Here is a 24,636-nt window from a genome sequence, read left to right as displayed (position 1 = left end):
TCCTCACCACACGCCCCACAGGAAAGACGACAAACACGCGCCCCTGGATCCACTTCCCCCACAGCCGTACCGGAGGACCCCCGAAGTGCCGCACTCCCCCGACGACTTCGCCCCCTACGCGCACACGAGCCTGCCCAGGCTGCACACCACCGCCCACCTGCTCTCCGGCACCCCGGGCGCCCCCGGAGAGGCGACCGAGCTGACGCGGAGAACCCTGGTGCGGGTGTGCGCGCGGTGGCGCCGAATACCCCGGGACGACGTGGACTTCTACGTACGGCGGTCCCTGGTCAAGGAGTATCTGCGCGGAGCGCGGGGCCGGACCCGCCGCGCGAAGGCCCAGCGGGCCGTACTCGTGCTCCTGCACTGGGAGGGCCTGCGCGAGGCGGAGATCGCCCAGCTGCTCGGCTGGTCTTCCGGTGCGGTGAGGAGCCGGGCCCGGCGGGGGCTGGCGGTTCACGGGGGTGATGCCGAGCGCCTGCGGGAGCTCTTCGCCGAGGCCGCTGCCGGCCTGGTCCCGTCCGACGACGTTCCGCTCGACGCCGTGGAACAACGCGGCCGGGCGCTACGGCGGCGTCGTAGGGGAGCAGTCGCGGCAGCCTGCGCGCTGCTGCTCGTGCCAGGGGTTGTGTTCGGCGCGGACCGGTTCATGAGCGGCGGTTCTACGGCCGGTTCGGGTGGCGGGGTTTCCGACGTGGCGCAGAGCCCGGTCCGGATCGTCGCACCCGGCGAACGGGTGGACGCCGTACCCGGGGTGCAGGTCTGGCTGACCGCCGACGGCAAGCACTGGTCGACACCCGAGGCGCAGAACCTGTTCCTCGACCTAACCGGTGACGGCTCCGAGAGCGGTTACAAATACCGACACAGCTACCAGAAGGGTGACTACGGGAACGACTCCCAAGTCGGCGCCGAGAGCGGGAAACCGACCGTCTCCGTACAACCCGACCCGCTGAACAACACGTCGTACTTCCTGTCGGGCCTCTACCGAGGCCTGTCCGCCGACCCGGCACGCGTCGAGGTCACCGTCGAGGACCGCCGCATCACCGGTACGGTCCTCACGCTCGCGGGCAGCCCCGGCTGGGGCGTCTGGTACGCGCGCACACCGCTGTCGCCGGAGGAGCTGAAGGCGAGTTCCGTCGACGGCGGCCCGACCGTCACGGTGTACGACGCGGCCGGCAAGGCCGTCGCACGGGGCGGGGCGGCCGAGTGAAGCACCGCACCCGGGCCCGCGCCCACCTGCGGCGCATCCCGCTCCGCCTGCGCCTCCGCCGCACCCGGGGCCGCCTGCTGCGCCGACTCCTCGTCGCCCTCGTGCTCCTGATCGCGTCCCTCTGCACGGCGGCGGTCGTCGCGTACCGCCTGACGGGCATCCCCGAGCCGCACCCGGAGACGGTCACGCAGAGCACGGTCTTCGTGGACGACAAGGGCTCCTACCTGGGCCGACGCGGCCCGGTCGACCGTCAGGAGGTACCCCTCCCGCAGGTCCCGCGGTACGTCCAGGACGCGGTGATCGCGGCCGAGAACCGCTCCTTCCGCACGGACGACGGAGTCTCGCCGCGGGCCATCGCCCGAGCGGTACTGGCCTCCCTCACCGGCGGCGAACGGCAGGGCGGTTCCACCATCACCCAGCAGTACGTGAAGAACGCCCTGCTGAGCCCCGAACAGTCCCTGTCCCGCAAGGCCCGCGAGGCCCTGATCGCGATCAAGCTCGACCGCACCCGGTCCAAGGACGACATCCTGGCGGGCTACCTCAACACGGTCTACTTCGGCCGGGGTTCGGCCGGAATCCAGGCCGCCTCCCGCAACTACTTCGGCGTGGACACCCGGAACCTGACCGTCTCCCAGGGCGCCGCGCTCGCGTCGATCGTCAACATCCCGTCGTACTACGAGAAGGCGGGCTCCGACCCGACGGTGACCGCCACCCTCAAAGCACGCTGGACCTGGGTCCTGGACGCGATGGCGACAAGCGGCACGATCACACCGAAGCAACGCGCCGACGCCACCTTCCCGGCCTTCCGCTTCTACCCGCCGGGCACGACCGAGGGGCAACGGCAGTACATGATCGACGTGGCGGCGCAGGAGGCGGCGGACGAACTCGGCATCACTGAGGACCAGTTGGCCCGCGGCGGCTACACCGTCCACACCACATTCGACCTGGCCCTCCAGGACGCCACGACGGAGGCGGTGAAGAACCTCAAGGCCGGCAAAGGCACGACCCTGCACACGGCGGTCGTGGCGATCGAACCCGGCGACGGAGCGGTCCGGCTCCTCTACGGCGGCTCGGACTACGCCCGCCAGCCGTTCAACGACGCGGTGCGCGGCGCCGTAGAAGCGGGAACGGCCCTGGACCCCTTCGCCAAGGTCCGCCTCCCCTCCCCCCTGACCGACCTCCGGAAGACCCCCGCCCCCACCCCGCTGAAACTGGCCTCGGCCTACGCGACGGTGGCGGCGAACGGCGTGTACGCGACCCCGTACACGATCACGAAGATCACCCGCGACGGCCGCCAGCTGTACACCGCGCACCCCGACACACGGCGCCTGCTGGACGAACGGGACGTGTTCATGGTGAGCGCGCAGATGTCCAAGACATCCGAGGCGATCCCATCGCCCCTCACCGCCCAGAAGACCCCCCAGACCCTTCCGGCCTCCTTCACGGCCGGAGCAGGCGGCGGCACCACCCGCCGAACCCTCTGGTCCACCACCCTCGACCCCCAACTCACCCTGACCGTGGCCCTCTTCGCCGACCGCCCCGGCGAGAAGAAGAACACGACGGCGCCCGCCCAACTCCCGAACGACCCACCACCGGCCGAGTCCGCAGCGGAGACAGCGGCCCAGATCTGGGGGCTGGCCACGGCAGGGGTGGGGTAGGCGGGGGGCTTCTCCATCTCTGGGTAGAGGCTCCGCTCCTCCGTCGCGTCGACGAATCGACGGCCGGGCGACGGAATGCTTACGGCCATGGACATCACTTCGCTCACCGTCGTCCTCAGTGTGATCGTCGTCGTCTCGGCCTCGGTGCTCATCGTGGCGAACGAACCGCCGTTGTGGGTCTGCCTGTTGAGCTGTGCGGGCTCGTTCCCGTTGGGCAGTGCGCTGTTGCACGGGCCCGACTTCACCTCCGCGATCGAGGACGGTTCGGCCGCCGCGTGGGCGCTGCGGCTGACCGTCACCTTCACTGTCACGGTCGTGCTGAGCTTCTTCTTCGGCGTCCACCGGCCTTCATGACCTCTTACGAACCTGGGACGTCGACCAGAAGTGCGCACTATGGGCGTTTCGTCCCGTCGCTCTCGGTCTAGCGTTGCGAATCGTCCGGCGACGCGCGTGAGAACCCCGCCGGCCCCCATTCCCCTTTCCCGCAAGAGGAGTACGCACGCATGACCATCACCAAGGCCCGCGTCATCGGCACCGGCGCCGCACTCGCCGCGGCCGCCCTCTTCGCCGCGCCCGCAGCCGTCGCCGCCGACGCGCACCGCAACCCTCAACACAGCGGCGGCGCAAGCGTGTTCGTGCAGAGCGACAACACCGCCGCGAACACCGTCGTGGCCTACGCCCGCGCCGCCGACGGCACCCTCGCCCAGAAGGGGGTCTACGCCACCGGCGGCAAGGGCGGCATGCTGGCCGGTACCGTCGCCGACCACCTCGCCTCGCAGGGGTCGCTCGCCTACGACCGGCACCACCAGCTGCTCTACGCCGTGAACGCGGGCAGCGACACCGTGACCGTCTTCGCCGTGCACGGCACGCACCTGCGGCGGGTCCAGGAGATCTCCAGCAGCGGGAGTTTCCCGGTCGGCGTCACCTTCCACGGCGACCGGGTCTACGTCGCCAACACGCTCGGCGGCGGTTCCGTCCAGGGCTTCGTACGGACCGGTGAGCGGCTGGTCAAGGTCCCCTCCTGGCATCGCGACCTCGGTCTGGACAAGGCGACTTCGGCCGTCGGGCAGATCTCCTTCACGCCGGACGGCTCGAAGCTCGTCGTCACCACCAAGGCCTCGGGGCAGAGCATCGACGTCTTCCCGGTCGGCGCCCACGGCGGACCGTCCGCCCGGCCCGTGGTGACCTCGACCCCCGGCGCCGTGCCGTTCGGGTTCGCCTTCGACTCCGCCGGGCGGATCCGGGTGACGGAGGCCGGGACCAACTCGGTCGGCACCTTCACGGTCGGGCGTGACGGCGGACTGACGGCGAAGGGGACCGTCCCGACGGGGCAGACCGCCACCTGCTGGGCGGTGACCGCCGGTGACCAGCTCTACGTCTCCAACGCGGCCAGCGGGACCCTCTCCGGCTACCGGGTCGGCCCCGACGGCGGGCTCACCGCACTCGGCAACACGGCCACCCACCCCGGCACGGTGGACGCGGCGGCCTCCTCGGACGGCCGGTACCTGTACGTCCAGACGGGCGCCCAGGGCACGGTGGACGAGTTCCGGGTCGGCCCGAAGGGGTCACTCACCGCGATCGGCTCGGTCGTGGTGCCGGGGGCGGTCGGCGGCGAGGGGATCGTCGCCGGCTGACCGGGACCGGCACCGGGGCCCGTACCGAGGCGGGCCCCGGACCCGTACCCGTTCTCCCGGTGTTTTCGTTGGCACCGCATCCAATCCAAGGTCCCGGCAGGAACGGATTACGCCCGGACATGTCCCGACCGCGGAGGCCCTCGGTGAAAGAAGCAGTGCGTATCGGCAGGAACCCGGCAGCGGGGCCCGACCTGGAGGAACTGGTCGGCCGGGTGGCCCTCGGGGACGAGGACGCCTTCGCGGGGGTCTACGACGCCGTGGCGGGGCCGGTGCTGGGTGTCGTGCGGGCGGTACTGCGCGACCAGGCGCAGTCGGAGGAGGTGACGCAGGAGGTGCTGGTGGAGGTGTGGCGGACCGCTCCCCGCTACCGGCGCGACCGCGGCACCGCCGTCAACTGGATCCTCACCCTCGCGCACCGCCGGGCGGTGGACCGGGTGCGCTCGGTGGACGCCGCGGCGGCCCGGGACCACAAGGCCGCGCTGCTCGCACAGCTCCCCGAGTACGACGAGGTGGCCGAACGCGTCGAGGCCCGGCTGGAGCGCGAACAGGTACGGCGCTGTCTGCGCACCCTGACCGAACTCCAGCGCCAGTCCGTCACGTTGGCGTACTACCGGGGCCTGACCTACCGCGAGGTGGCGGAGGCGCTGGCGCTGCCGCTGGGCACCGTGAAGACCCGCCTGCGCGACGGACTCATCCGGCTGCGCGACTGCCTGGGGGTGACCGCGTGACGACCACCGACCTGCACCGGCTGACCGGTGCCTACGCCCTGCACGCACTGCCCGACGACGAGAGCACCGCGTTCGAACGGCACCTCACGGGCTGTGAACCCTGTGCGGAGGAGACCGCCGAGCTGAGCGCGACCGCCGCCCGCCTGGGCCTCGCCGTCGCCTCGACGCCCCCGGCCGCACTGCGCGCACAGGTACTGCGCCGGATCACCGGCGTCCGCCAGGAGACCCCCGGCAGGCGCCCCCAGAACCGCACCGCACTGGCCCGCCTCCGCAGCCGTACGCTCTCCCGCTGGGCGCTCGCCGCCTGTCTCGCGGCGGCCACGGCGCTCGGCGGTACGGCGGTGTGGCAGCACCAGCGGGCCGAGGACGCCCGCGACCAGGCACGGCACGCCACGCAGGCGTCGGATGAGATCGCCGCCGTGCTGGCCGCCCCGGACGCCCGGACCCGGGCCGCCGGGCTGGCCGGGGGTGCCACGGGTACCGTCGTCGTCTCGCGCGACCGGGACCGGGCCGTGTTCGTGGTCTCCGGGATGGCCCGGCCGCCGGGCGGCAAGGTCTACCAGCTGTGGTTCGACGACGGCGGAACGATGCGGTCGGCCGGTCTGATGAACCCCGCCCGCACCGACCAGGCCGTCCTGCTGCGAGGCACCGTCGACGGCTCGTCGGGCATGGGCATCACCGTCGAACCGGACGGCGGCTCGCCCCACCCCACCTCCGCCCCGCTCGCGCTGATGACCTTCCCGAGCTGAGGCGGGGGACGGCACGCGGGCGGCGCGGTCAGACGAGCCCGGTGACCGTCACGGTGACCCGCGGCGCGGACCGCGCGGGCGCCAGGGTGTCCAGGTGCCGCTCGACGGTGTCCCGGACCCCGCGTGCCACGTCCACGGTCCTGGCCCGGCGCAGCGCGACCACATGGATCTCGACCTGCCAGGGACCGTCACCGTCCGGACGGCTCATCCGCACCCCGGCGGGCGCCGCCCCGGGCCGCGACACCGCCGACCGCAGCCGGTCCGTCAGCCCCGGCCGGAGAAAGGCGACCCCGGAGACGCTCTCCACAGCCGTGGCGACTTCCGCGGCGAGCGTCGCGAGCGCCGGGTTCCCGTACGGCGCGGATTCCTCGGCGTGCTGCGCGGTCATGCGGCACCGCCTTCCTGATCGTCGTCATCCTCGTCATCGTCGTCGTCGGACAGCGAGGCGGGCACCAGGTCCGTCACCCGGATGTCAACTGCCGTGATGTCCATGCCCAGTTCGCGGTCCGCGGCCTCCCACACGCGTTCGCGGACCCGGGCCGCGAGCTCGGGCAGCGGGGCGTCGGCCGGGGCGTGGATCTCCAGCCGGACCTCGACCGTGCCGCCGTCGCCGTCACCATCGCCGCCCTCGCGCAGCCGGCAGGAACCGGCCCGGACCCCCGGCACCGACTCGGCCGCCGCACGCAGCGCGCGTGCCACGACCGCCTCCATGATCCAGAGGTCCTCGACGGGTTCACCCAGGGGCAGCGGGCGCCCCGGACGCAGTTCGAGGCGTACGACGTCCATGATCCGGCGGGTCAGCGGCTCGGTGTCGTAGGCGGAGGCGGCGGTGTCCGTCTCCGCCTGGAGGCCGCGCACCACCGACTCCAGGTCGTCGAGCCCGCGCACGGCCTGGCGGCAGTGCGGGCAGGTGCGCAGGTGCGGGTCGTCCGCGCCCCGCTCCCAGTCCTCCCAGGTCCGCGACAACAGCCGTCCGCAGGGCAGGAGTTCGTCGTCGGCCGGGGCGGCGGCCGAGGCGGCGGCCGTGGTGTTCGGCTGGTCGGTGCGGTCGGTCATCGCCAGGCCCCCATTGCTTGGGTCAGAGATCGGCGGGCGCGGAACACCCGGGCGCGGACGGCCTCCTGGCTGATCCCGACCGCGTCCGCGATGAACTCGTAGGAACGGCCGTCCAGTTCGCGCAGCACCCAGCACGCGCGCTGTTCGGCCGAGAGCAGGTCGAGGGCCTCGCGCAGTTCGCGGACCGCGCCACGGCCCTCGGCGATCCGGGCCGGGGAGGTGGTGTGTTCGGCGGCGGCCACGTCACCGGCCGCCTCCAGCGAGGCCACCGGTCTGCGCGAACGCAGCACGTTCAGGCAGCGGTTGGTGACGATCCGGTACATCCAGGTGCCGAAGGCGCTGCGCCCCTGGAACTCCGGCAGCCGCCGCCAGGCACTGAGAAAGGCGTCCTGTACGGCGTCCTCCGCCTCCGCGCCGGTACCGAGCAGACTCGTGGCGAGCCGGATCAGCGCCGGTGCGTGCCGGTGCACGAGCACGGCGAAGGCGTCCTCGTCCCCTTCCGCGGCCCGGACCGCCAGCAAGGCGTCATCGGTCTCGGCCCGGGTGTCCGGTGGTGCGTCGGGTGTGCGGGGCCCCGCCACTGGGCGGCTCCTCTCGTCCGGTCTGTACGAGGGTTGGACACGGCCGCGCCGTCCCTGTGACGCGAGTACCCCCTCAGTCTTTTCTTCCGGAGCCGAGGCGGCCGCGGATTGGCCCGGAAAAAGAATTCATCCGATCGTGGGGCGACCAATCCGCGCGGCTTTCGGAACCGGATTCCCCCCGTGACCGAGAACAAGCGGAAACCCGACAAAGCACTGCTGCCGCTCGCCGCGCTCAGCGGCGCGCTGGCGGGTCTCGCGGCGCTCGCGGTCGCCGAGGCCGTGGCGGGCGGGATCCGTCCGCAGGCCGGGCCGGTCGTCGCGGTCGGGGGCGCGGCGATCGACCGTACGCCCGCCGCCGTGAAGGACTGGGCGATCCGCCATTTCGGCACGAACGACAAACTCTTTCTCCAGCTGGGAATTCTCGCGGTACTGGCGCTTTTCGCACTGGCCCTGGGAATGGTCGCGCTGCGATTCCGGCGTACGGGCGCGGCCGGTGTGCTGCTGTTCGGGGTCGTCGGCGCGGTCGCGGCGACGGGCCGGCCGGATTCCACGGGGCTCACGGACGCGCTGCCCTCGGTGGTCGGCGCCGTCGTCGGCTCCGGGGTGCTGTACGTCCTGATCGGCCGACTCCGGCCCCGGGGAACAGCCGACCAGGACACCGTGGCGCCCCCCGGTGCGGGATGGGACCGGCGCGGTTTCGTGATCGCGGCGAGCGCGGCCGCCGTCGGGTCCGCCGGTGCCGGGCTGCTCGGCCGTTCGCTGAGCGGTGCGGGCGGCCGGGACGCGGTCGCCTCCCGCCGGAACCTGGTCCTGCCCGCGCCGGGCTCCCGGGCGAGGGCCGTACCGAAGGGCGCCGGGCTGCGCGTCCCCGGCGTCAGCCCCTTCATCACCCCCAACGGCGACTTCTACCGCGTCGACACCGCCCTCGTGGTGCCAAAGGTGGACGCGACGACCTGGCGGCTGCGCATCCACGGCCAGGGCGTACGCCGCCCGCTCACCCTCACCTTCGACGACCTGCTGCGGCGCGACCTGATCGAGCGCGACATCACGCTCACCTGTGTGTCGAACGAGGTCGGCGGCCCGTACGTCGGGAACGCGCGCTGGATCGGCGTACAACTGGCCGACCTGCTGGCCGAGTTGGGGGTCAAGCCACCGTCCGAGGGCGGCCCGGCCGACCAGTTGGTGGCGCGTTCCGTGGACGGCATGACGATCGGCAGCCCGGTCGAGGACCTGATGGACGGCCGCGACGCCCTCCTCGCCCTCGGCATGAACGGCGAGCCGCTGCCCTTCGCGCACGGCTTCCCGGTCCGCATGGTCGTGCCCGGCCTGTACGGCTTCGTCTCGGCCTGCAAATGGATCAAGGACATCGAGCTGACGACGTTCGACGCCTACGACCCCTACTGGGTCAAGCGCGGCTGGGCCCGCAAGGCGCCGATCAAGACCGAGTCGCGGATCGACACTCCGAAGCCGTTCGCCCGGCCGAAGTCCGGGACGGTGATGGTGGCCGGGGTCGCCTGGGCCCAGCACCGCGGCATCGACAAGGTCGAGATCCGCGTCGACGACGGCCCCTGGCAGGAGGCCCGGCTGGCCGCCGAGGACACCCGGGACACCTGGCGCCAGTGGTCCTTCCCCTGGCGGGCGACCAAGGGCGGCCACACCCTCACCGTCCGCGCCACCGACCGCACCGGCCAGGTGCAGACGGAGAAACGGACCAAGACCATCCCCGACGGCGCCAGCGGACGGCACTCCGTGGTCGTGACCGTCGACTGACCGACCCCACAGACCGTCTTTCCCGCCCCCGTGTACCGGCGGCGTCCGTCGCCGTACCGATCTACAGGAGAACCCTCATGAACACCCGTGTCCGTATCCGCCGTACCGCCGTCGTCCTCGCCGCCACCGCCGTACTGCCACTGGCCCTGAGCGCCTGTTCGGACGGCAGCGGTGATTCCGCGAAGTCGTCGGCATCCGCCACGTCCACCTCCCAGGACGGCATGACCGGGTCCACCGCCGCCGCCTCGGCCGACCAGCCCTTCGGCACCGGCTGCGCGGCCGTCCCGAAGAGCGGTTCCGGTTCCTTCGACGGCATGGCGCAGGACCCGGTGGCCACCGCCGCCTCCAACAATCCGGCGCTGTCCACGCTCGTGGCCGCGGTGAAGAAGGCCGGGCTCGTCGACACCCTCAACAACGCCCAGAACATCACCGTGTTCGCGCCGACCAACGACGCCTTCGCGAAGATCCCGAAGGCCACCCTGGACAAGGTCCTCAACGACAAGGCCCAGCTGACCAAGATCCTCACGTACCACGTCGTGGGGCAGCAGCTCACGCCCAAGGACCTGGAGAAGGGCTCCTTCGACACCCTGGAGAAGTCGAAGCTGACCACCGCCGGCTCCGGTGAGTCGTACACCGTCAACGACTCCGCCAAGGTGGTCTGCGGCAACGTCAAGACCGCCAACGCCACCGTCTACATCATCGACACGGTGCTGATGCCGACTGCCTGACGCCCGAAGGATTTCCCGTGCCCGCCGCGTCACAGACGCGGCGGGCACGGGTCTGAAGAGGTGAGAGCGCATCGGCCACGAACCGGCGAACGCGACAGAAGAAGCCGCGACAGAAGAAGCGAAGAGAGGGCACGCCATGACCACTCAGACAGCACCGGTCGCCACGGACGTCCGTACCGGCAACGGCCGTACCGGCAAGGACCCGGCCACCACCGCCGTATCCGGCGGAGCCACCGGCGCCGACCAGCCCGCCGCCGACCGCGGCCGTACGTCGATCGCCGACGTCGTCGTCGTGAAGGTGGCCGGGATCGCCGCCCGGGAGATCCCCGGCGTGCACGACATGGGCGGCGGTCTCTCGCGGAGCATCGGCGCCGTGCGCGACCGCGTGCCCGGTGGCCGGCCGAACGTGGGGCGCGGCGTGAAGGTCGAGGTGGGCGAGCGGCAGACGGCGATCGACCTGGACCTGGTCGTCGAGTACGGGGTGTCCGTGATGGACGTAGCCCAGGACGTGCGGGAGAACGTCATCTCCGCGGTCGAACGCATCACCGGTCTTGAGGTCGTCGAGGTGAACGTCACCGTCAACGACGTCCACCTGCCCGACGAGGACGAGACCGCGCACACCGGCGAGGCCCGGGTGGAGTAGGGCGCCCGGTCAGGGGCACGGGCAGGAGTGGTGGATCCGGTGGAGAGGTGGAGGTGGACGGGCATGAACACACCGTTCGTCGGCATGATCGCGGGCATGGCCCTGGCGTTCGCCGGCTGGTTCGGCGGCTTCGGCGCCTTCCTGCTGGTGGCCGCGCTCGGCGGCCTCGGCTGGGCGCTGGGCCGGTGGTTCGAACGCGGCGGCAGCGTCCAGGACGTACGGGACGCGTTCGAACGGAGCCGTCGATGACCACCGCCGCAACGGCGCCCGCGCCTGCGACCCCAGCCGCACCCACACCCACATCCACACCCGCGCCCGCGCCCGCGCCCGCCGCACAGCGGGGCACCACCACCGTCTCGGAGCGCGCGGTCCGACGGATCGCCGAGCGGGCGACCACCGAGGCGCTGCCCGGCCGCGCGGCCCGGGCGACGGCGACCGTACGGGGCCGGAAGGCGGAGGTGTCCCTCGGCGTGACGCTGCCCTATCCGGCCCCGCTGGCCGACGGCGCACGGGACGTCCAGCGCCATGTGGTGGAACGTACGCGGGAGTTGACGGGCCTGGACGTACCGACCGCACGCGTCAACGTCACCGCCCTCGCGGCGCCGAGATACTCCCGCGCTCCGGTGCCCCCGTTCGAGGAGACCAACTCCCCCAAAACACCCAGGCGTTGGTGGTCCGGCCGCCGCGTCCCGGTCGCCCTGCTGACCTCGGTGGCCGCGCTCGGCTGCGGTGCACTCGCCGTGGACCTGATCGAGGTGCACCTGGCCCACCGTGCGGCGGCGGCCTGGCGCGTCTCGGCGGTGCACTGGCTCTCCGGGCACGGCCCCGGGGACCCGGCCGTGGTGCTCGCGGGCGGCCTGACGGCCCTGCTCGGCGTCTGGATGATCGTGCTCGCCGTCACTCCGGGTCTACGGCACCGGGCCACCGTCCGTTCGGCGGCCGAGCGCGTCGACGCCGCCGTGGACCGCTCGGCGGTCGAGTCCCTGGTCCGCGACGCGGTGGCCGACGTGGCCGGTGCCGGGGCGGTACGGGTCCGGGTACGACGCCGGAGGATCGCGGTGCGGGCGGGGCTGGCCTTCGGCGACCGGGCCGAGGTGTCCGCCGCGGTGACGGCGGCCGCGCGCGCCGCCGTCACCTCCTGCCGGCTGCGCCACGAACCCCGGATACGCGTCACCGTCACCCCGGACCCGGTGTGGCAGCCGCCCAAGCCGGCCTCGGTGCCGGAAACTGTCGTAGCCACGAACGGTCTTGACGGTTGACGCACTCCAACTGCCCGGCGCCCCCACCCACATCACCCCCTCCCCCCTGAACCACCGTCCCCATCAAGGAAGTTGACCAGTGATGCGCGCCACCCACACGGCCATCAACCGAACCGCCCTCGGTGTCACCGGACTTGGACTCCTGCTCGCCGGTTCCTGGCTCGCGGCCACGGACCGGACCGTCGCGCGCCGGCTGCCGTCCTGGTGGCCCTCGCCCGACACGGGTGCCGTGCTGCTGGGGCCGGGGTGGCTGGCGCAGATGCGGGGTGAGGGCTGGTGGACGCCGGGCGTGCTGGCCGGGGCGGTCGGGCTGACCCTGGTGTTCGCGTACTGGGCGCTCAGGCAAGGGAGTTCGGGGTCGGGGCGGCGGCTGGCGCTCCCCTCCCCCGGCTGCACGGTACGTCCGCAGGCGCTGGCCGAGGCGCTGGCGGCGCGGGCGTCGGCCGTACCCGGGGTGGCGCGTGGGCACGCGCGGGTGCTGCCCCGGCGCGGGCGGCGCCTGGAGGTGGAGCTCCGGGTCTGGCTGAACCCGGACACCACCCCGGCCGCCGTACTCCCCACCCTCCGCACGGTGACGGCGGAAGCCGAGGGCGCGGCGGCCCCGTACGCCACCCACACCCGACTCCGGCTGAGCGCCGCCTCCCACCACCGGGCGCCCCATGTCCGCTGAGCCGTACGTCGGCCGGGTCCGCCGCATCGCCGGGTTCCGGCCACCGGCGGCCTGGTGGCCCGCGCTGCGCCGCACCCCGGTGTCGTTGTGGAACGACGACATCTCGGACTACGCGGCGGCGCTGACGTACTACGCGATCCTCGCGGTGCTGCCGGCGATGCTGGCGACGGTCATCGCGTTCGGGATGATCAGCCCGGACACGGCGGAGGAGTTCGTCACCCACGTGACGGCGTACGCCCCGGCCGACTCGGGCACGGAACTGCACGCGGCCCTGACCCACGTCCTGCGCACGGACCGCACCGCGTGGCCCCTGCTGGTGGCCGGCAGCGTAAGCGCCCTCTGGTCGTCCACGAGCTACCTGGCCGTGTTCCGCCGCGCCCTGCACCGCATGCACGGCACGCAGGACCGGCGCTCACCCTGGCGCAAGGCACCGCGCATCGTACTGACCGCGCTGGTGCTGCTCGGCCTGCTCCTCGTCGGCTCCCTCACGCTCCTGCTGACGGGCCCGCTCGCGGAGGCGGTCGGCCGCATGGCCGGGGTGGACGAGACCGCCGCCTGGGCATGGGACCTGCTGCGCTGGCCGGTGCTGCTGTGCCTGGTGGCCCTGCTCGTCGTGGTCGTCTTCCACACCGGCCCGGCGGGCGCCCGGCGCCGCGGACACAGCCTGCCCGGGGGCGTGCTGGCCGCCGCACTGTGGTTGATCGTCTCCGCGGGCTTCTCCACGTACGCGACGACGCTGGGTGCGTACAGCAGGTTGTACGGGTCGCTGTCGGGCAGTGTCGTCTTCCTGGTGTGGCTGTGGCTGTCGAACCTGGCGCTGCTCAGCGGGGCGCAGTTCTCGGCGGAGCTGGCCAAGGACGCCGGGGGCAAAACCGGTACCGGCACAGGTCAGGCCTGACAACGGGCTTTCGCGTTCACGCGACCAGCGAAGGCGGGGCTGCCGTCCGGGCCCGCTCGTACAGGTCGCGGGCCGTCGCGTTCTTGGTGTGGGGGCGGATGAGCCCGAACATGGCCTTGATTCGATCGTCGGCCCGGCCTGACTGGACCATGGGAAAGTCGTCGAGGGCCGTGTGCCATGTGGCGCACGCTGCCTCAAGGTGGCCGAGCTCAAGCTGCCGTTCCGCGAGAATCGCTCGGTGACGGACGCGCGCACGCCGGTATACGCCGTAGCGCAGTTGATCGGACTGCCGCATCGCTTCGATGGACCCGGCCACGTCACCCAGCTCGTACCGCACCTGACTGACGTGGTAGTTCAGTGACGACGGGTCGTAAGAGCCGAAGGCCCGGCTTCGGGACTCCGCCTGTTCCATCGCGGACTCCGCCTCCCGGAGCTTCCGGAGGGCGGTCACGCGGTCGCCGGTCTGGGCCGCGGCGTGGGCTTGCTGCCCCGCGAGGAAGGCGGACATCCGGGGCCCGGCCTTCGGGGAGGCGGCAGCGGCGGCATCTGCCAGTTCCATGGCCTTCGTGCCGTGGCGAAGATCCACAGCCTGCACGCTCATGCCCCGCAGCGTGGTGCAGTAGGTCAGGTGATCATCCGCGGCGCCGGCAAGCTCGAGCGCCTTCACGTAGTACCGCTGAGCGAGACCGTGAACACCTTCGTCCACAGCCATGTAGCCGGTCAGGTAGGCAAGGTCCGAAGCGGCTGAGAGCATCGCCTTGCGAACCTCGTCCGTCGCATCGGCCCGGAGGTACGGAGCCACGGTGTTGACCATGAAACTCGCGGCCATGGGACGGGCGTGGCGCCCCCCGAACTGATCGTCAAGGTCCGAAATCCGTTCGGTCATGGCGATGACCATGTGAACTTCGTTCATCCCTATGCGCGACATCCGTCCGGCGCGCACCGCTTCCGCCCGGCCGATCACGTCCTGCCAGCCGGGGATGGTCAGCGCCACGGAGAAGAGCCCCGCGCCGAGTACGGCTCTCCGGGACGGTTCCATGTCCTGCCTCCCCAGCTCGATCATCCCTTCCACGGTATCCGTGGCGGCCGGGGACTGATCTGAGGGCGGAGGGAAGCCCGCTTCGGCATGCGTGACGGGTCTCTGCAGTCGTCGGCAGATGGCTTCGACGATGAACCGGCGGACGGCTTCCTTCTGGGGGAGCGTCCCGCCCAACCAGTGGTGGACCGTGGACGGGTTGCTCTTGAGCGGCGTCCGGTTCTCGCCGGCCACAAGGTTCACGGCGCGCGCGAACTGGCTCAAGGTCCAGTTCGTTTCGCGGTACAGGCGCTGGAGGGCTTCATTCGGGATCTTCGTCACGGGATCAACTCCCTTCCCCCGAGGGCGCTTTAAACGATGTATAACCGTGGACCCGCTGCAACGGTACCGCCACAGCGCGTTACGCGGTTGCGTAGTCACAAACGAGATCACGACGCGAACGGAGCCGGCTCCCGCCCCGGTGGAAGAATCCGCTTCGCCCCTTGGAAGGGAGACACCTTGCAGAGTTCCATCACTCAGCCGGCCCCGGCACCGTGGGGTATGGGCCGCATGGCTCCGCTCAACAACGGCACCCCGTCCCCGTGGCGGTACGCGGGCATCGACCCGGAGTCCCAGACCGGCCGCTGGACCGGAGCGGACGGACAGATGACCCCGGCGGAACTGGGCAAGCACGGCACGTCCGTCAACAGCTACCCGCCCACCCAGGTCAGCAAGGACGGGAAGCAGGACTCCGACACCGGCCACGACGCCACCCAGGACTAGGAGCAGCCGCGTGGACCGACGCCCGGTGCTGGTTGCTACCGAATGTGAGGACGCGACCGCTGATCTCGTCATCGCGGAACTGAACCGGCGCCGGGTACCCGTTCTCCGCTTCGACCCTGGACAGGACTTCCCGGCCGACGTCGTCATGTCTGCCCGCACCGGGCCCGGGGGCTGGACCGGACGCCTCACGGCAGGAACCCGGACGGCGGACCTCGCGAACGCACGCGCTCTGTACCACCGCCGTCCCTCCGCCTATGCCCCACAAGGGGAAGGGCAGGGTGCCCGGTTCGCCGCCCAGGAGAACCGGCGCGGTCTCGGTGGTGTGCTGAGCGCTCTCCCCGACTGTCTCCACCTGAGTCACCCCCAGGCCATCGCACGAGCTGAGTACAAGCCCGCCCAGCTGTCCGCGGCCGTCCGGGAGGGACTGACCGTCCCGGCCACGCTGATCACCAACGACCCGGCCGCGGCCAAGGCCTTCGCGGCGGAACAGCCCACGATCTACAAGCCGCTGCACGCCGGGGCGTACGACGTCGACGGGGAACCCGCCGGTATCTGGGCGGCCCCGGTCGAGCCCGGTGAGTTGGACGACCGGGTGAGCGGCTGCGCGCATCTGTTCCAGGCTCAGGTGCCGAAGGCATCGGATGTGCGCGCGGTCGTCATCGGTGATCAGGTCTTCTGCGCCCGGATCACGGCCCCGGCCGGGGTTGTGGACTGGCGGGCGGAGTATCGGCACTTGACCTACGAAGCGATCAGGTGCCCGGACGCGATACGGGGTGCGCTCCTGCGCTTCCTCGACGGCTTCGGGCTCAGGTTCGGAGCTTTCGACTTCGCGTTGACCGCCGAGGACGAGTGGTGGTTCCTGGAATGCAATCCCAACGGGCAGTGGGCCTGGCTGGAGCACGAAGCGGGCCTTCCGCTGACAGCGGCCATCGCTGACCTGCTGCAACACGGAGAGAACTGATGAGCGACAAGGTTTCATCGGAAGGGCTACGGGCTGACCTCGCCCGGCGCCTTCGCGCGTCGGGCGATCTGCGGAGCCCGGAGTGGGAAGCGGCCGTCATGGCTGTGCCCCGTGAGGCATTCCTCGATGACGGGTGGTTCGAGTACGAGGACGGCGGGTGGTACCGCCCCGTGTCCCTCGCTGATGATCCGACGCGTCTCGGCCGGGTCTACGAGGACGACACGCTCGTCACGCAGGTGGCGGGGGCGGTGGTCCCGCGCCAGGTGGAAGGGCGCGTCTCGCACACGCCTACCTCGTCTTCGACCCTCCCGGGACTCGTGGTCCGGATGCTCGAAGACCTTCAGGTCACCCAGGGTGCCCGGGTGCTGGAGATCGGCACCGGAACGGGCTACTCCACGGGGCTGCTCTGCCACGTCGTGGGCGACGAGAACGTGACCTCCGTGGAAGTGGACACCGAGATTTCCGCCCGTGCCGCAGTAGCACTCGCGGGGCTGGGCCACTGGCCCACTCTCGTAGCCGGGGACGGTCTGTCCGGTCACGAGGAAGACGCTCCGTACGACCGCGTGATCGTCACCTGTGGCGTTCAGACGGTCCCCGGCGAGTGGATCGCCCAGACGCGCCCCGGCGGCAAGATCCTCTTCACCGTGGGCGGATGGATGAACGCGTCCGAACTCGTCCGGCTGACCGTCGCGGCGGACGGGACGGCAAGCGGACCCGTCCTGGGCGGCAAGGTCTCGTTCATGCTCGCCCGGCCGCAACTGCCTCCGGCGTTGGGGTTGCTGCCGGATCTCGACTCCGGGAAGGCCGCGCCGACGGATCTGGGCGCCGACGAACTGGACGACTGGACCACACGGTTCGTCGCCCAGTTCGCGGCTCCCCGGGCGCAGCGCTTCACACTCCGGCGGAACGGGCGGGACGAACAGATCGTCATCGACGTGGAAGCGGGTGCCTGGGCGTCCGTCTTCGAGGAAGACGGTTCGTGGTACGCGCGGCAGGGCGGGCCGGTGAGGCTGTGGGACGACATCACGGCTGAAGTGGGCCGCTGGAAGGCAGCCGGCTCACCACCCGCGGAACGCCTCCGCCTCCACGTCGGCCCGAACAGCCAGCGCCTGACCTGGGAGTGAGCCCGCCCACTCCGGAACGGGCCCCGTCGCGGCGTCAGACGGCGCCGAATGTCCCTGCCTTGACGCCCGCGATGAAGGCGGTGAAGGCGTGGGCGGGGAACCCGAGTACCGGACCGGCCGGGTTCTTGGAGTCGCGGACGGGGACGGTGCGGTGGGGGGCGACGAGGTTGACGGCGACCTCGATGCACTGGCCGCCGTTGCCACTGTAGGAGGACGTGAACCAACGGGGGGTTTCGGTCGTCACGGGGTGCCCTTTCGCAGCTGCTTGATCAAGGCCACAGACGCCGCTTGCGACAGCGCCTCGGCCTGTAGCTGATGGTAGGCCGCCAATATGGGCAGCACGAAAGCACTTTCGCGTTCGAGGTGGCCCCGGTGGGTGGACTCGGCGTAGGACAGGAGCGAGCGGTCCGGCATCGTGAGCATGGTGACGGGCAGGCTGAACGGTCGGCGAGCCCCCATGGAGAACGGCGCGACCTGCAACACGGTGTTCGGCAACTCGGCGAATCCGAGCAGGCGTTGGAACTGGGCATCCATGACGGCGGGGCTCCCCATCGGTCTGCGGATGCACCCCTCGTCGAGCACCACGAAGAGCAGGGGCGACGGTGACCGTACAAGTGCGCCTTGCCGCTTCGCCAACAACTCGACCCGTTCGTCGGCTTGTTCTGGCGTGATCACCTCCCGCCGCACCGCGTCCGCCTCCAACGCCGCCCCGTATTCGGGCGTCTGCAGCAGACCTGGGATGACTCCCACCTCGTACAAGCGGATCTCCGCCGCCCGTGCCTCATGGGCGACGTACTCCGGAAACCCTTCGAGCAGTGCCGTGTAGCGCACGGAACGGCTCAGGCGTTCGAACTTGTCTCCGGTGCCGAAGACTCTGTCAATACTCATCGCGAAGCGTCGAGTTGGTGGGCGGCGGCCAGTTTCCACGGCGGAGATATGCGACCCGGTACAGCCGACCCGGACAGCCAGCTCGTCCTGTGTCCACCCCCGTTCGTCCCGCAACGTGCGCAGTTGCAGCCCGAATGCCGCGCTCGGCGATTTCTCGGGGTTCAACTCTTTCCGGTTCAACGGTCACCGCCTAACTGACCAAACAATTCGGGCAAGTTGATGACCTCTCGACTCTAGGCCAACCTGGGACCTCCCGGTAGCGGAACGGCTACAGAGAGGAGCGGGCCATGCCCGAACAACCAGATGTGCAGGAACCCCCTCAACTCCCCGCCCCCGGCACACTCCTGGCGGATTCACGCGGCCGGGTCGGCGAGTTCCGCGGGGAATGGTGCGGGGTGTGGTCCCTGCGGCCGGTCACCGGCGGAACCGAATGGACCGTGGACCCCGAGGACGTCCGGCCGGCCACCCCCGCACAACGCCTCCGCGCCGAGACCGCCCGCGCGAACGCCCGCAGCCGGGGTGAGGTGCTGTGACCGTCCCGATCCGCCGCACGTTCCGCTTCGTCAACTGGACGCTACGGCCCGACCACGACACGGACGCGCCACCGCTGACGTACGCGTTCCGCTGCCTGGCCCTCAAGGACGACGACACGGAGTGTGCGGCCCACTCCACCCCGGGCAACGACCCGACAGCACCCCAGACTTGGGCCTTCGCCCACCTCCGCGACCACCCCGGGCACACGAGTTACGCCGAGGTGATCGAGCGGCCGTGGGTGATGTGGGAGGAGGGCCCGGCCGCGTGATAGGCAGGACGTGATCACCAGCCTTGGGAGGGGCCGCATGAAGCGGAAGACATGGATCATCACGGGGGTCGCCGTCCTCGCGTTCGGCGGGGTGGTCGCGCTGTTCGAGGACGGCGGGGACTCCACGACGGCCGACAAGGCGAGGCCGTCCGCCACGGCATCGGCGACAGCGGAGGCCGAGCCGTCGGCCACCGCATCCGAGCCGAGTTCGGTCGTACCGTCTCCGGACGCGGCGCAGACCGCGGCGCTCATCCGGGCCTTGAGCGCCGTCGATCCGGGACTGACGGCCAAGGAGGACAGGGCAGTCGACCGGTCCCGGAACGTCTGCTCGGACATCAAGGGCGGCAGGGACACGGCCACCGTCCGGAGCAACGCCAAGGCACGGTTCGAGGGCGGCACCGTGCCGAGTCTCACCGACGGCCAGGCGGCGAACATCGTGACCGCCGTGCAGGCGGCTTTCTGCGACTGACCGGACGGCCGGGCTCATCGCACCGCTCACAGCACCGGAAACTCCCCCGTCCCGTAACACCCTTCAGGCAACGGGTCCGGGGAAGACCCCGGGTCGAGCAGATGAGCGACCAGCGCGGCCGTCGTCGCATGCCACAGGCCCGCCCGGCGCAGCATCCCGTGGTCGCCCCCGCCGATGACCGCCATACCGGCCCGCGCCCCCGCCTCCTCCCGTGCCCGGCGTACGCAGTCCGCCGTCTCGGCCGGTGAGGTGACGTGGTCCCGGTCTCCGTGCAGGGCGATGACGTGGCGGCCCGCTGTCCGGTCGACCGGTTCGGCCGGTGGCCACCAGGGGGCGAGGGCGACCACGCCGGTGACCAAGGGGTGGCCGGCGGCGTGCAGGGCGGCCCGGCCGCCCATCGAGTGGCCGAGGAGCACCGTCGGTACGGTTCCGACGCGCTCGGCCACGGCGTCCAGCGCGCGCAGGGTGTCCCGGGCCGGGTCGGCGCGGTCGCCGTTCCAGCCGCGTACCCGGTAGCGGACCTGCGCCATCAGGACGTCCTCGTACGGCAGTGCGGCCGTCACCGCCCGTGCGACCGGGCCCATCCGCAGCGCGGCCAACTGCCAAGGCCTGGCGGGGCGTTCGCTGTCCGCCTGGCCGCCGTGCAGCACCAGGACGGCCGCTCTCGGGCTCGCGGGGTGTCGTCGTACCGTCAAGGGGTCGTGTTCTGTGGTGCGCACCCCCGCATCCTCCCCGAACCCGGTCGTCACGCCTGTCCCGACCCCCTCGGCGGGCGCGGGAAGAAGCCGCTCGTGCGCGCCCGGTACTCGGCGTATCCGGGGCGGTCGGCCATGTGCCGTTCCAGCAGGCGTTGTCCGCTGCCCTTGGTCAGCAGCAGGCTCATCACCAGCGGTGATACGACGGACACGGCGGCGGCCGCCGGAGAGTCGCAGGTGAGCAGGAACAGGCCCCACCACACGCAGAAGTCGCCGAAGTAGTTCGGATGCCGGGTCCAGGACCACAGCCCCCGGTCCATGATCCGGCCCCGGTTGGCCAAGTCCGCGCGGAACCGGGCCAGTTGGGCATCCCCGACCGCCTCGAAGCCGATGCCGACCGCCCACAGCGCCGTACCGGCAACGTAGTTGAGCACCGAGGGACGACCCGGCACGTACTGCGCCGCCTGCACCGGCAGGGACACCAGCCAGACCAGCGCGCCCTGGAGGAGGTACACCATGCGCAGGGCATACGCGTTCCGGTTGCCCGGGGCCTTGGCCAACATCCGTTCGTAGCGCGGGTCTTCGCCGTGCCCCCGGCCCCGGCGCGCGATGTGGACCGCCAGCCGCAGCCCCCAGACCGCCGTCAGCACCGTCACCAGCAGTCGTCGTACGACATCGCCCTCGCCGGCGGAGACGGCGAAGGTCACGACGGCCACCGCCGTGAAGGCGGCGCCCCACGCGACGTCGACGATCCGGTGCACGCCCATGCGCAACGCCACGGCGAAGGTCGCGAGCATGACCGCGAGGGAAGCCCCGGCCGCCCAGGCGAGGTTGAGCGCGAACGCGCTCCAGGGGAAGCCGGAGGAGAAGCCGTTCATGGCCGGACCACGCCCTCGGCGGAGTTCGGCTTGGTGAACAGGTACTGCTGGACATCGAGGTAGCCGGACCTGAACCCGGCCTCGGAGTAGGCGAGATAGAAGGTCCACAGCCTGTGGAAGATCTCGTCGAAGCCGAGCGCCGCCGCCTCCCCGGCCCGCTCGGTGAACCGTTCGCGCCACAGCCGCAGGGTCTCCGCGTAGTGCGCGCCGAAGGCGTCGCGGCGGGCGAGACGCAGGCCGGTGTGGTCGCGGGCGGTCTCCTCGATCGCCTCGGTGGAGGGGATGAGGCCGCCGGGGAAGACGTACTTGTGGATCCAGGTGAAGGTGTCCCGGGCGGCGAGCATCCGCTCGTGCGGCATGGTGATGGCCTGGAGCGCCAACCGGCCGCCCGGCGCGAGCCGTTGGTCCAGGGCGCGGAAGTACACCGGCCAGAACTCGGCGCCGACCGCCTCGATCATCTCCACGCTGACGACGGCGTCGTAGGTCCCCGACGCCTCGCGGTAGTCGCGGAGTTCGATGGAGACGCGGTCGCCGAGACCGGCCGCGCGCACCCGCTCGACGGCCAGGTCCCGTTGCTCTCGGGAGAGGGTGAGCGAGGTGACGCGGGCGCCCCGGGCGGCGGCCCGCAGGGCGAGTTCGCCCCAGCCGGTGCCGATCTCCAGGAGCCGGGTGCCCTCGCCCACGTCCGCGAGGTCCAACAGCCGGTCGATCTTGCGGTGTTGGGCCGCCGCGAGGAGGTCGTGGCTCGCGGGGAAGCCCCGGAAGACGGCCGAGGAGTAGCTGAGGGTGTCGTCGAGGAAGAGGGCGAAGAGGTCGTTGGACAGGTCGTAGTGGCGGCTGATGTTGGCGCGCGAGCCGTCGGGCGTGTTGCGCTCGGCGTGCGGGTGGGCCGGGGCCCACAGGGCGCGCAGCCGTTGCAGCGGGGCCGGGATCAACTCGGCCATGTGCCCGGCCAGTACGGTCAGGACGGCCACCGGGTCGGGGGCGTCCCACTCACCGGCCATGTACGACTCGCCGAAGCCGATCAGTCCCTGGGTGCCGACGCGGGCGTGGAAGGCGGCCGGGTCGCGGACGTCGATCAGCGGGCCGCCCTTGCCGACGTCCGAGGACCCTGCGAACCGCGCCCGGAGCGGGAGTTGGCGGAGGGCTCGTCGGACGAGGGCCGCGGTGAGGGTGGTACGGAGGCGGGAGGCGGGGGGTACGGCGGCGATGTCGGGCCAGTGGGCGGGGTCGACGGCGGCGGTACGCACGCGGGGGGTGGTGCGGGGTTCTGCTGTCGTCATGTCACGTTCTCCGGGGCGCGGTGGTCGTCGGTCCGGGGCTGAACGGGCAGTCCCCGCAGGTAGAGCCGTATGCCGTGGACGCGGATCGCGGCCGACACGGCGAGGGTGGACCAGGGGTGGCGCAGCGCCAGCCGCAGCAGGCGCGCGGTACTCGCCTCGCGCCGGGTGCCGCGTACGGTCGCGGTGAAGGCACGGGTGCCCTCGCGGTCCAGGTGGACGGTCAGGGCGAGTTGGGCGCCGGGCTGCGGCAGCCGCATGCGGTAGCCGCCGTCGACCGGGAAGAACGGCGAGACGTACAGCTTCTTCTCGGCGCGCGCGGTATCGGAGGCGTCCGGGTGCAGCAGGTAGCAGTGCCGTCCGCCGTAGGTGTTGTGCACCTCCGCGACCACACACCGCGGTTCGCCGTCGGGGCCGTGACACCAGTACAGGGTCAGGGGGTTGAAGACGTACCCGAACACCCGCGCGTGAGCCAGCATCACCACCCGGCCGCCGTCCAGGCGCACGCCGTGCTCGGCGAGGAAGGCGTCCAGTCCGGCCCGGATCGAGGGCAGGCCGTCGCCGGTGAAGTGGTCGCGCGGGTCGAAGCGGGCCAAGGGGCGCAGCAGGCGCGGTAGTCGGGGCGGATGGTCGGGATCTATGAGCCACATGTACGTGCGGTGCCGTAGCGCGTACCGCCTCGGGGTGGTCCGCACGTGCGCGATCGTGCAGGAGTACAGCGCCGGCACGGCACCCACCTCCGCCGGTACGGCTCTCACCCGCGCGGATACGGCGTTCACCACCGCACCCCCAGCGCCGCCGCGGCCTCGACACCCGACCGGCAACCGTCCTCGTGGAAACCCCAGCCGTGATACGCGCCCGCGAACACGCAGACGTCACCGGCGAGTTCGGGCAGCCGCTGCTGGGCGGCCACCGACTCGGGGGTGTAGACGGGGTGTTCGTAGACCATGCGGGCCAGCACCCGGGCGGGGTCGACGCGGTCCTCGGCGCCCAGGGTGACCACGTACGTCTCGGTGGCGTCCAGGCGCTGGAGCCGGTTCATGTCGTAACTGACCCGCACCTGGCCGGAGTCGGCCGTGCAGGACGGCATCAGATGGTTCCAGGAGGCGCGGGCACCCGGGGCGCGGGGCAGCAGGCGGGTGTCGGTGTGCAGGAGGGTGGTGTTGCGGGAGTACGGGAACGCGCCGAGCAACTCCCGTTCCAGGTCGGTCGGTTCGGCGAGCAGCCGGAGCGCCTGGTCCGGGTGGACGGCGATCACGACGGCGTCGTAGGACTCGGTGGTGCCGTCCTCGGTGGTGATGTCGGCGCGGTCGGCGTGACGCCGTACGGACCGCACGGGGGTGGACGTGCGGACCTCACCGATGTGCTTGGCGATCCGGTCGATGTAGGTCCCCGAGCCGCCGGTGACCGTGCGCCACACCGGTGATCCGCTCACCGACAGCATGCCGTGGTGTTCCAGGAACCGGAACAGATAGGCGGCCGGGTAGCGTTGGGCGGTTTCGGCGTCGCAGGACCACACGGCCGACACCATCGGCGTGACGAAGTGGGCGCGGAAATAGGCGGAGTAGCCCTCACGGTCCAGGAACTCCCCCAGGGTCAGGGCCTCTTGACCGCCCCGGGCCAGCAGGCGGCGGGCCGCGCGGTGGAAGAGGGGTACCTCGGCGAGCAGCCGCAGATAGCGGGGGCGCAGGAGGTTGCGGGGCTGGGCGAAGAGCCCGGCCGGGCCGCGCGCACCGGCGTACTCCAGCCCGCACCCCTCACAGCGCACGGACATGCTCATCTCCGACTCCTGGGTGGGGATGCCGAGTTCGTCGAAGAGCCGCAACAGGCGTGGATACGTACGCCGGTTGTGCACGATGAACCCGGAGTCGACGCGGTGCACCCGCCCGTCGTGCGGCGAGGTCAGCTCGTGGGTGTGCGCGTGCCCGCCGAGCCGGTCGTCGGCCTCGTAGAGGGTGACGTGACCTGCCCGGCCCAGGATGTACGCGGCGGTCAGCCCCGCCACCCCGGACCCGATCACGGCGGTGCGGCGCCCGTACCGCGCCGTCCGCTCCATCGCCATCTCCGTCACGTGTCCTCCCGTCGGTCAGGGGTTCACGCGTAATCCGGATCAGGTCGGGCGGCGGATTGGCCGCATGCCGAAATGGGTGGCGGGCCACC

Annotated in this window: 30 protein-coding genes; 19 read left to right on the top strand and 11 right to left on the bottom strand. The window is 71.6% G+C overall.

What is annotated here, in order from left to right; translation table 11 throughout:
* Positions 1-85 precede the first annotated feature (85 nt).
* From R2B38_RS21350 to R2B38_RS21325, 6 genes are all read left to right on the top strand, one after another.
* Positions 86-1,207: a sigma factor-like helix-turn-helix DNA-binding protein gene (locus tag R2B38_RS21350; protein WP_318017665.1), complete on the top strand. Its 1,122-nt coding sequence runs from the start codon at positions 86-88 to the stop codon at positions 1,205-1,207.
* Positions 1,204-2,865 (top strand): transglycosylase domain-containing protein, encoded by a 1,662-nt coding sequence (locus R2B38_RS21345; RefSeq protein WP_318017664.1) that lies wholly within the window; start codon positions 1,204-1,206, stop codon positions 2,863-2,865. The genes R2B38_RS21350 and R2B38_RS21345 overlap by 4 nt, the downstream gene beginning before the upstream one ends.
* Positions 2,866-2,952: 87 nt before the next feature.
* A complete protein-coding gene (locus R2B38_RS21340; RefSeq protein ID WP_318017663.1) occupies positions 2,953-3,219 on the top strand; it encodes a hypothetical protein in 267 nt (88 codons plus the stop codon).
* Positions 3,220-3,368: 149 nt separating this feature from the next.
* Positions 3,369-4,499 (top strand): lactonase family protein, encoded by a 1,131-nt coding sequence (locus tag R2B38_RS21335; protein WP_318017662.1) that lies wholly within the window; start codon positions 3,369-3,371, stop codon positions 4,497-4,499.
* A 143-nt stretch (positions 4,500-4,642) separates the two neighbouring features.
* On the top strand, positions 4,643-5,227 hold the full coding sequence (gene sigK / locus R2B38_RS21330; RefSeq protein ID WP_318017661.1) for an ECF RNA polymerase sigma factor SigK: 585 nt from the start codon (positions 4,643-4,645) through the stop codon (positions 5,225-5,227).
* On the top strand, positions 5,224-5,976 hold the full coding sequence (locus R2B38_RS21325) for an anti-sigma factor (protein WP_318017660.1): 753 nt from the start codon (positions 5,224-5,226) through the stop codon (positions 5,974-5,976). Before sigK ends, R2B38_RS21325 begins: the two co-directional genes overlap by 4 nt.
* Before the next feature lie 28 nt (positions 5,977-6,004).
* On the opposite strand, the gene R2B38_RS21320 is transcribed toward R2B38_RS21325, so the two are convergent.
* From R2B38_RS21320 to R2B38_RS21310, 3 genes are read right to left on the bottom strand one after another with little or no spacing between them, the layout of a single operon-like run.
* The gene (locus R2B38_RS21320) at positions 6,005-6,364 is read right to left on the bottom strand and encodes a hypothetical protein (RefSeq protein WP_318017659.1); all 360 of its coding nucleotides are present in this window, start codon (positions 6,362-6,364) and stop codon (positions 6,005-6,007) included.
* Positions 6,361-7,032: an Asp23/Gls24 family envelope stress response protein gene (locus R2B38_RS21315; RefSeq protein WP_318017658.1), complete on the bottom strand. Its 672-nt coding sequence runs from the start codon at positions 7,030-7,032 to the stop codon at positions 6,361-6,363. Before R2B38_RS21315 ends, R2B38_RS21320 begins: the two co-directional genes overlap by 4 nt.
* Entirely contained in the window at positions 7,029-7,613 is a 585-nt protein-coding gene (locus R2B38_RS21310; RefSeq protein WP_318017657.1) for an RNA polymerase sigma factor, read from the bottom strand. Before R2B38_RS21310 ends, R2B38_RS21315 begins: the two co-directional genes overlap by 4 nt.
* Before the next feature lie 180 nt (positions 7,614-7,793).
* Here R2B38_RS21310 and R2B38_RS21305 point away from each other — a divergent pair, with 180 nt between their 5' ends.
* The 7 genes from R2B38_RS21305 to R2B38_RS21275 all read left to right on the top strand — a co-directional run bounded on the left by R2B38_RS21305 (position 7,794) and on the right by R2B38_RS21275 (position 13,581).
* Positions 7,794-9,383, top strand: a complete 1,590-nt coding sequence (locus tag R2B38_RS21305; protein ID WP_318017656.1) for a sulfite oxidase — start codon at positions 7,794-7,796, stop codon at positions 9,381-9,383.
* Positions 9,384-9,460: 77 nt separating this feature from the next.
* Entirely contained in the window at positions 9,461-10,111 is a 651-nt protein-coding gene (locus R2B38_RS21300) for a fasciclin domain-containing protein (RefSeq protein WP_318017655.1), read from the top strand.
* 136 nt (positions 10,112-10,247) lie between these two features.
* Entirely contained in the window at positions 10,248-10,754 is a 507-nt protein-coding gene (locus tag R2B38_RS21295) for an Asp23/Gls24 family envelope stress response protein (protein ID WP_318017654.1), read from the top strand.
* 63 nt (positions 10,755-10,817) lie between these two features.
* Entirely contained in the window at positions 10,818-11,003 is a 186-nt protein-coding gene (locus tag R2B38_RS21290; protein ID WP_318017653.1) for a hypothetical protein, read from the top strand.
* The gene (locus R2B38_RS21285) at positions 11,000-12,013 is read left to right on the top strand and encodes a DUF6286 domain-containing protein (RefSeq protein WP_318017652.1); all 1,014 of its coding nucleotides are present in this window, start codon (positions 11,000-11,002) and stop codon (positions 12,011-12,013) included. The genes R2B38_RS21290 and R2B38_RS21285 overlap by 4 nt, the downstream gene beginning before the upstream one ends.
* Positions 12,014-12,095: 82 nt before the next feature.
* Positions 12,096-12,683, top strand: coding sequence for a hypothetical protein (locus R2B38_RS21280; RefSeq protein WP_318017651.1), 588 nt, complete (start codon positions 12,096-12,098; stop codon positions 12,681-12,683).
* On the top strand, positions 12,673-13,581 hold the full coding sequence (locus R2B38_RS21275; protein WP_318017650.1) for a YihY/virulence factor BrkB family protein: 909 nt from the start codon (positions 12,673-12,675) through the stop codon (positions 13,579-13,581). The genes R2B38_RS21280 and R2B38_RS21275 overlap by 11 nt, the downstream gene beginning before the upstream one ends.
* 16 nt (positions 13,582-13,597) lie before the next feature.
* Here R2B38_RS21275 and R2B38_RS21270 read toward each other — a convergent pair whose 3' ends face one another.
* Entirely contained in the window at positions 13,598-14,938 is a 1,341-nt protein-coding gene (locus tag R2B38_RS21270; protein ID WP_318017649.1) for a tetratricopeptide repeat protein, read from the bottom strand.
* Between the two features lie 36 nt (positions 14,939-14,974).
* Here R2B38_RS21270 and tgmA point away from each other — a divergent pair, with 36 nt between their 5' ends.
* The 3 genes from tgmA to tgmC are packed head-to-tail and all read left to right on the top strand — an operon-like array spanning position 14,975 to position 17,464.
* Positions 14,975-15,379 carry a putative ATP-grasp-modified RiPP gene (gene tgmA / locus R2B38_RS21265; RefSeq protein ID WP_318017648.1) on the top strand — a complete coding sequence of 135 codons (405 nt, stop codon included), beginning with the start codon at positions 14,975-14,977 and terminating at the stop codon, positions 15,377-15,379.
* Between the two features lie 10 nt (positions 15,380-15,389).
* Positions 15,390-16,340, top strand: coding sequence for an ATP-grasp ribosomal peptide maturase (gene tgmB / locus R2B38_RS21260; RefSeq protein WP_318017647.1), 951 nt, complete (start codon positions 15,390-15,392; stop codon positions 16,338-16,340).
* Complete coding sequence (gene tgmC, locus R2B38_RS21255; RefSeq protein ID WP_318017646.1) at positions 16,340-17,464, top strand: ATP-grasp peptide maturase system methyltransferase; 1,125 nt, start codon at positions 16,340-16,342, stop codon at positions 17,462-17,464. Before tgmB ends, tgmC begins: the two co-directional genes overlap by 1 nt.
* A 34-nt stretch (positions 17,465-17,498) precedes the next feature.
* Here tgmC and R2B38_RS21250 read toward each other — a convergent pair whose 3' ends face one another.
* Together R2B38_RS21250 and R2B38_RS21245 are read right to left on the bottom strand one after the other, a co-directional pair.
* Positions 17,499-17,708, bottom strand: a complete 210-nt coding sequence (locus R2B38_RS21250) for a DUF397 domain-containing protein (RefSeq protein WP_318017645.1) — start codon at positions 17,706-17,708, stop codon at positions 17,499-17,501.
* Complete coding sequence (locus R2B38_RS21245) at positions 17,705-18,532, bottom strand: helix-turn-helix transcriptional regulator (protein WP_318017644.1); 828 nt, start codon at positions 18,530-18,532, stop codon at positions 17,705-17,707. The genes R2B38_RS21250 and R2B38_RS21245 overlap by 4 nt, the downstream gene beginning before the upstream one ends.
* A gap of 107 nt (positions 18,533-18,639) precedes the next feature.
* Here R2B38_RS21245 and R2B38_RS21240 point away from each other — a divergent pair, with 107 nt between their 5' ends.
* From R2B38_RS21240 to R2B38_RS21230, 3 genes are read left to right on the top strand one after another with little or no spacing between them, the layout of a single operon-like run.
* Positions 18,640-18,885 carry a hypothetical protein gene (locus R2B38_RS21240; RefSeq protein ID WP_318017643.1) on the top strand — a complete coding sequence of 82 codons (246 nt, stop codon included), beginning with the start codon at positions 18,640-18,642 and terminating at the stop codon, positions 18,883-18,885.
* Positions 18,882-19,154: a hypothetical protein gene (locus tag R2B38_RS21235; protein WP_318017642.1), complete on the top strand. Its 273-nt coding sequence runs from the start codon at positions 18,882-18,884 to the stop codon at positions 19,152-19,154. Before R2B38_RS21240 ends, R2B38_RS21235 begins: the two co-directional genes overlap by 4 nt.
* Before the next feature lie 37 nt (positions 19,155-19,191).
* On the top strand, positions 19,192-19,623 hold the full coding sequence (locus R2B38_RS21230; protein WP_318017641.1) for a hypothetical protein: 432 nt from the start codon (positions 19,192-19,194) through the stop codon (positions 19,621-19,623).
* 26 nt (positions 19,624-19,649) lie between these two features.
* Here R2B38_RS21230 and R2B38_RS21225 read toward each other — a convergent pair whose 3' ends face one another.
* From R2B38_RS21225 to R2B38_RS21205, 5 genes are read right to left on the bottom strand one after another with little or no spacing between them, the layout of a single operon-like run.
* Complete coding sequence (locus tag R2B38_RS21225) at positions 19,650-20,342, bottom strand: alpha/beta family hydrolase (RefSeq protein ID WP_318017640.1); 693 nt, start codon at positions 20,340-20,342, stop codon at positions 19,650-19,652.
* 26 nt (positions 20,343-20,368) lie between these two features.
* Entirely contained in the window at positions 20,369-21,196 is an 828-nt protein-coding gene (locus tag R2B38_RS21220; protein ID WP_318017639.1) for a DUF1295 domain-containing protein, read from the bottom strand.
* On the bottom strand, positions 21,193-22,479 hold the full coding sequence (locus tag R2B38_RS21215; RefSeq protein WP_318017638.1) for a class I SAM-dependent methyltransferase: 1,287 nt from the start codon (positions 22,477-22,479) through the stop codon (positions 21,193-21,195). Before R2B38_RS21215 ends, R2B38_RS21220 begins: the two co-directional genes overlap by 4 nt.
* Positions 22,476-23,255, bottom strand: coding sequence for a DUF1365 domain-containing protein (locus R2B38_RS21210; RefSeq protein ID WP_411978483.1), 780 nt, complete (start codon positions 23,253-23,255; stop codon positions 22,476-22,478). The genes R2B38_RS21215 and R2B38_RS21210 overlap by 4 nt, the downstream gene beginning before the upstream one ends.
* Positions 23,252-24,538 (bottom strand): NAD(P)/FAD-dependent oxidoreductase, encoded by a 1,287-nt coding sequence (locus R2B38_RS21205; RefSeq protein ID WP_318021755.1) that lies wholly within the window; start codon positions 24,536-24,538, stop codon positions 23,252-23,254. The genes R2B38_RS21210 and R2B38_RS21205 overlap by 4 nt, the downstream gene beginning before the upstream one ends.
* Positions 24,539-24,636: the final 98 nt, after the last annotated feature.

Origin of the sequence: Streptomyces sp. N50, assembly GCF_033335955.1 — a bacterium.
Taxonomy (GTDB): domain Bacteria; phylum Actinomycetota; class Actinomycetes; order Streptomycetales; family Streptomycetaceae; genus Streptomyces.
Note: the sequence above shows the minus strand (reverse complement) of the source record. Positions and strands in the feature narration are given on the sequence as shown.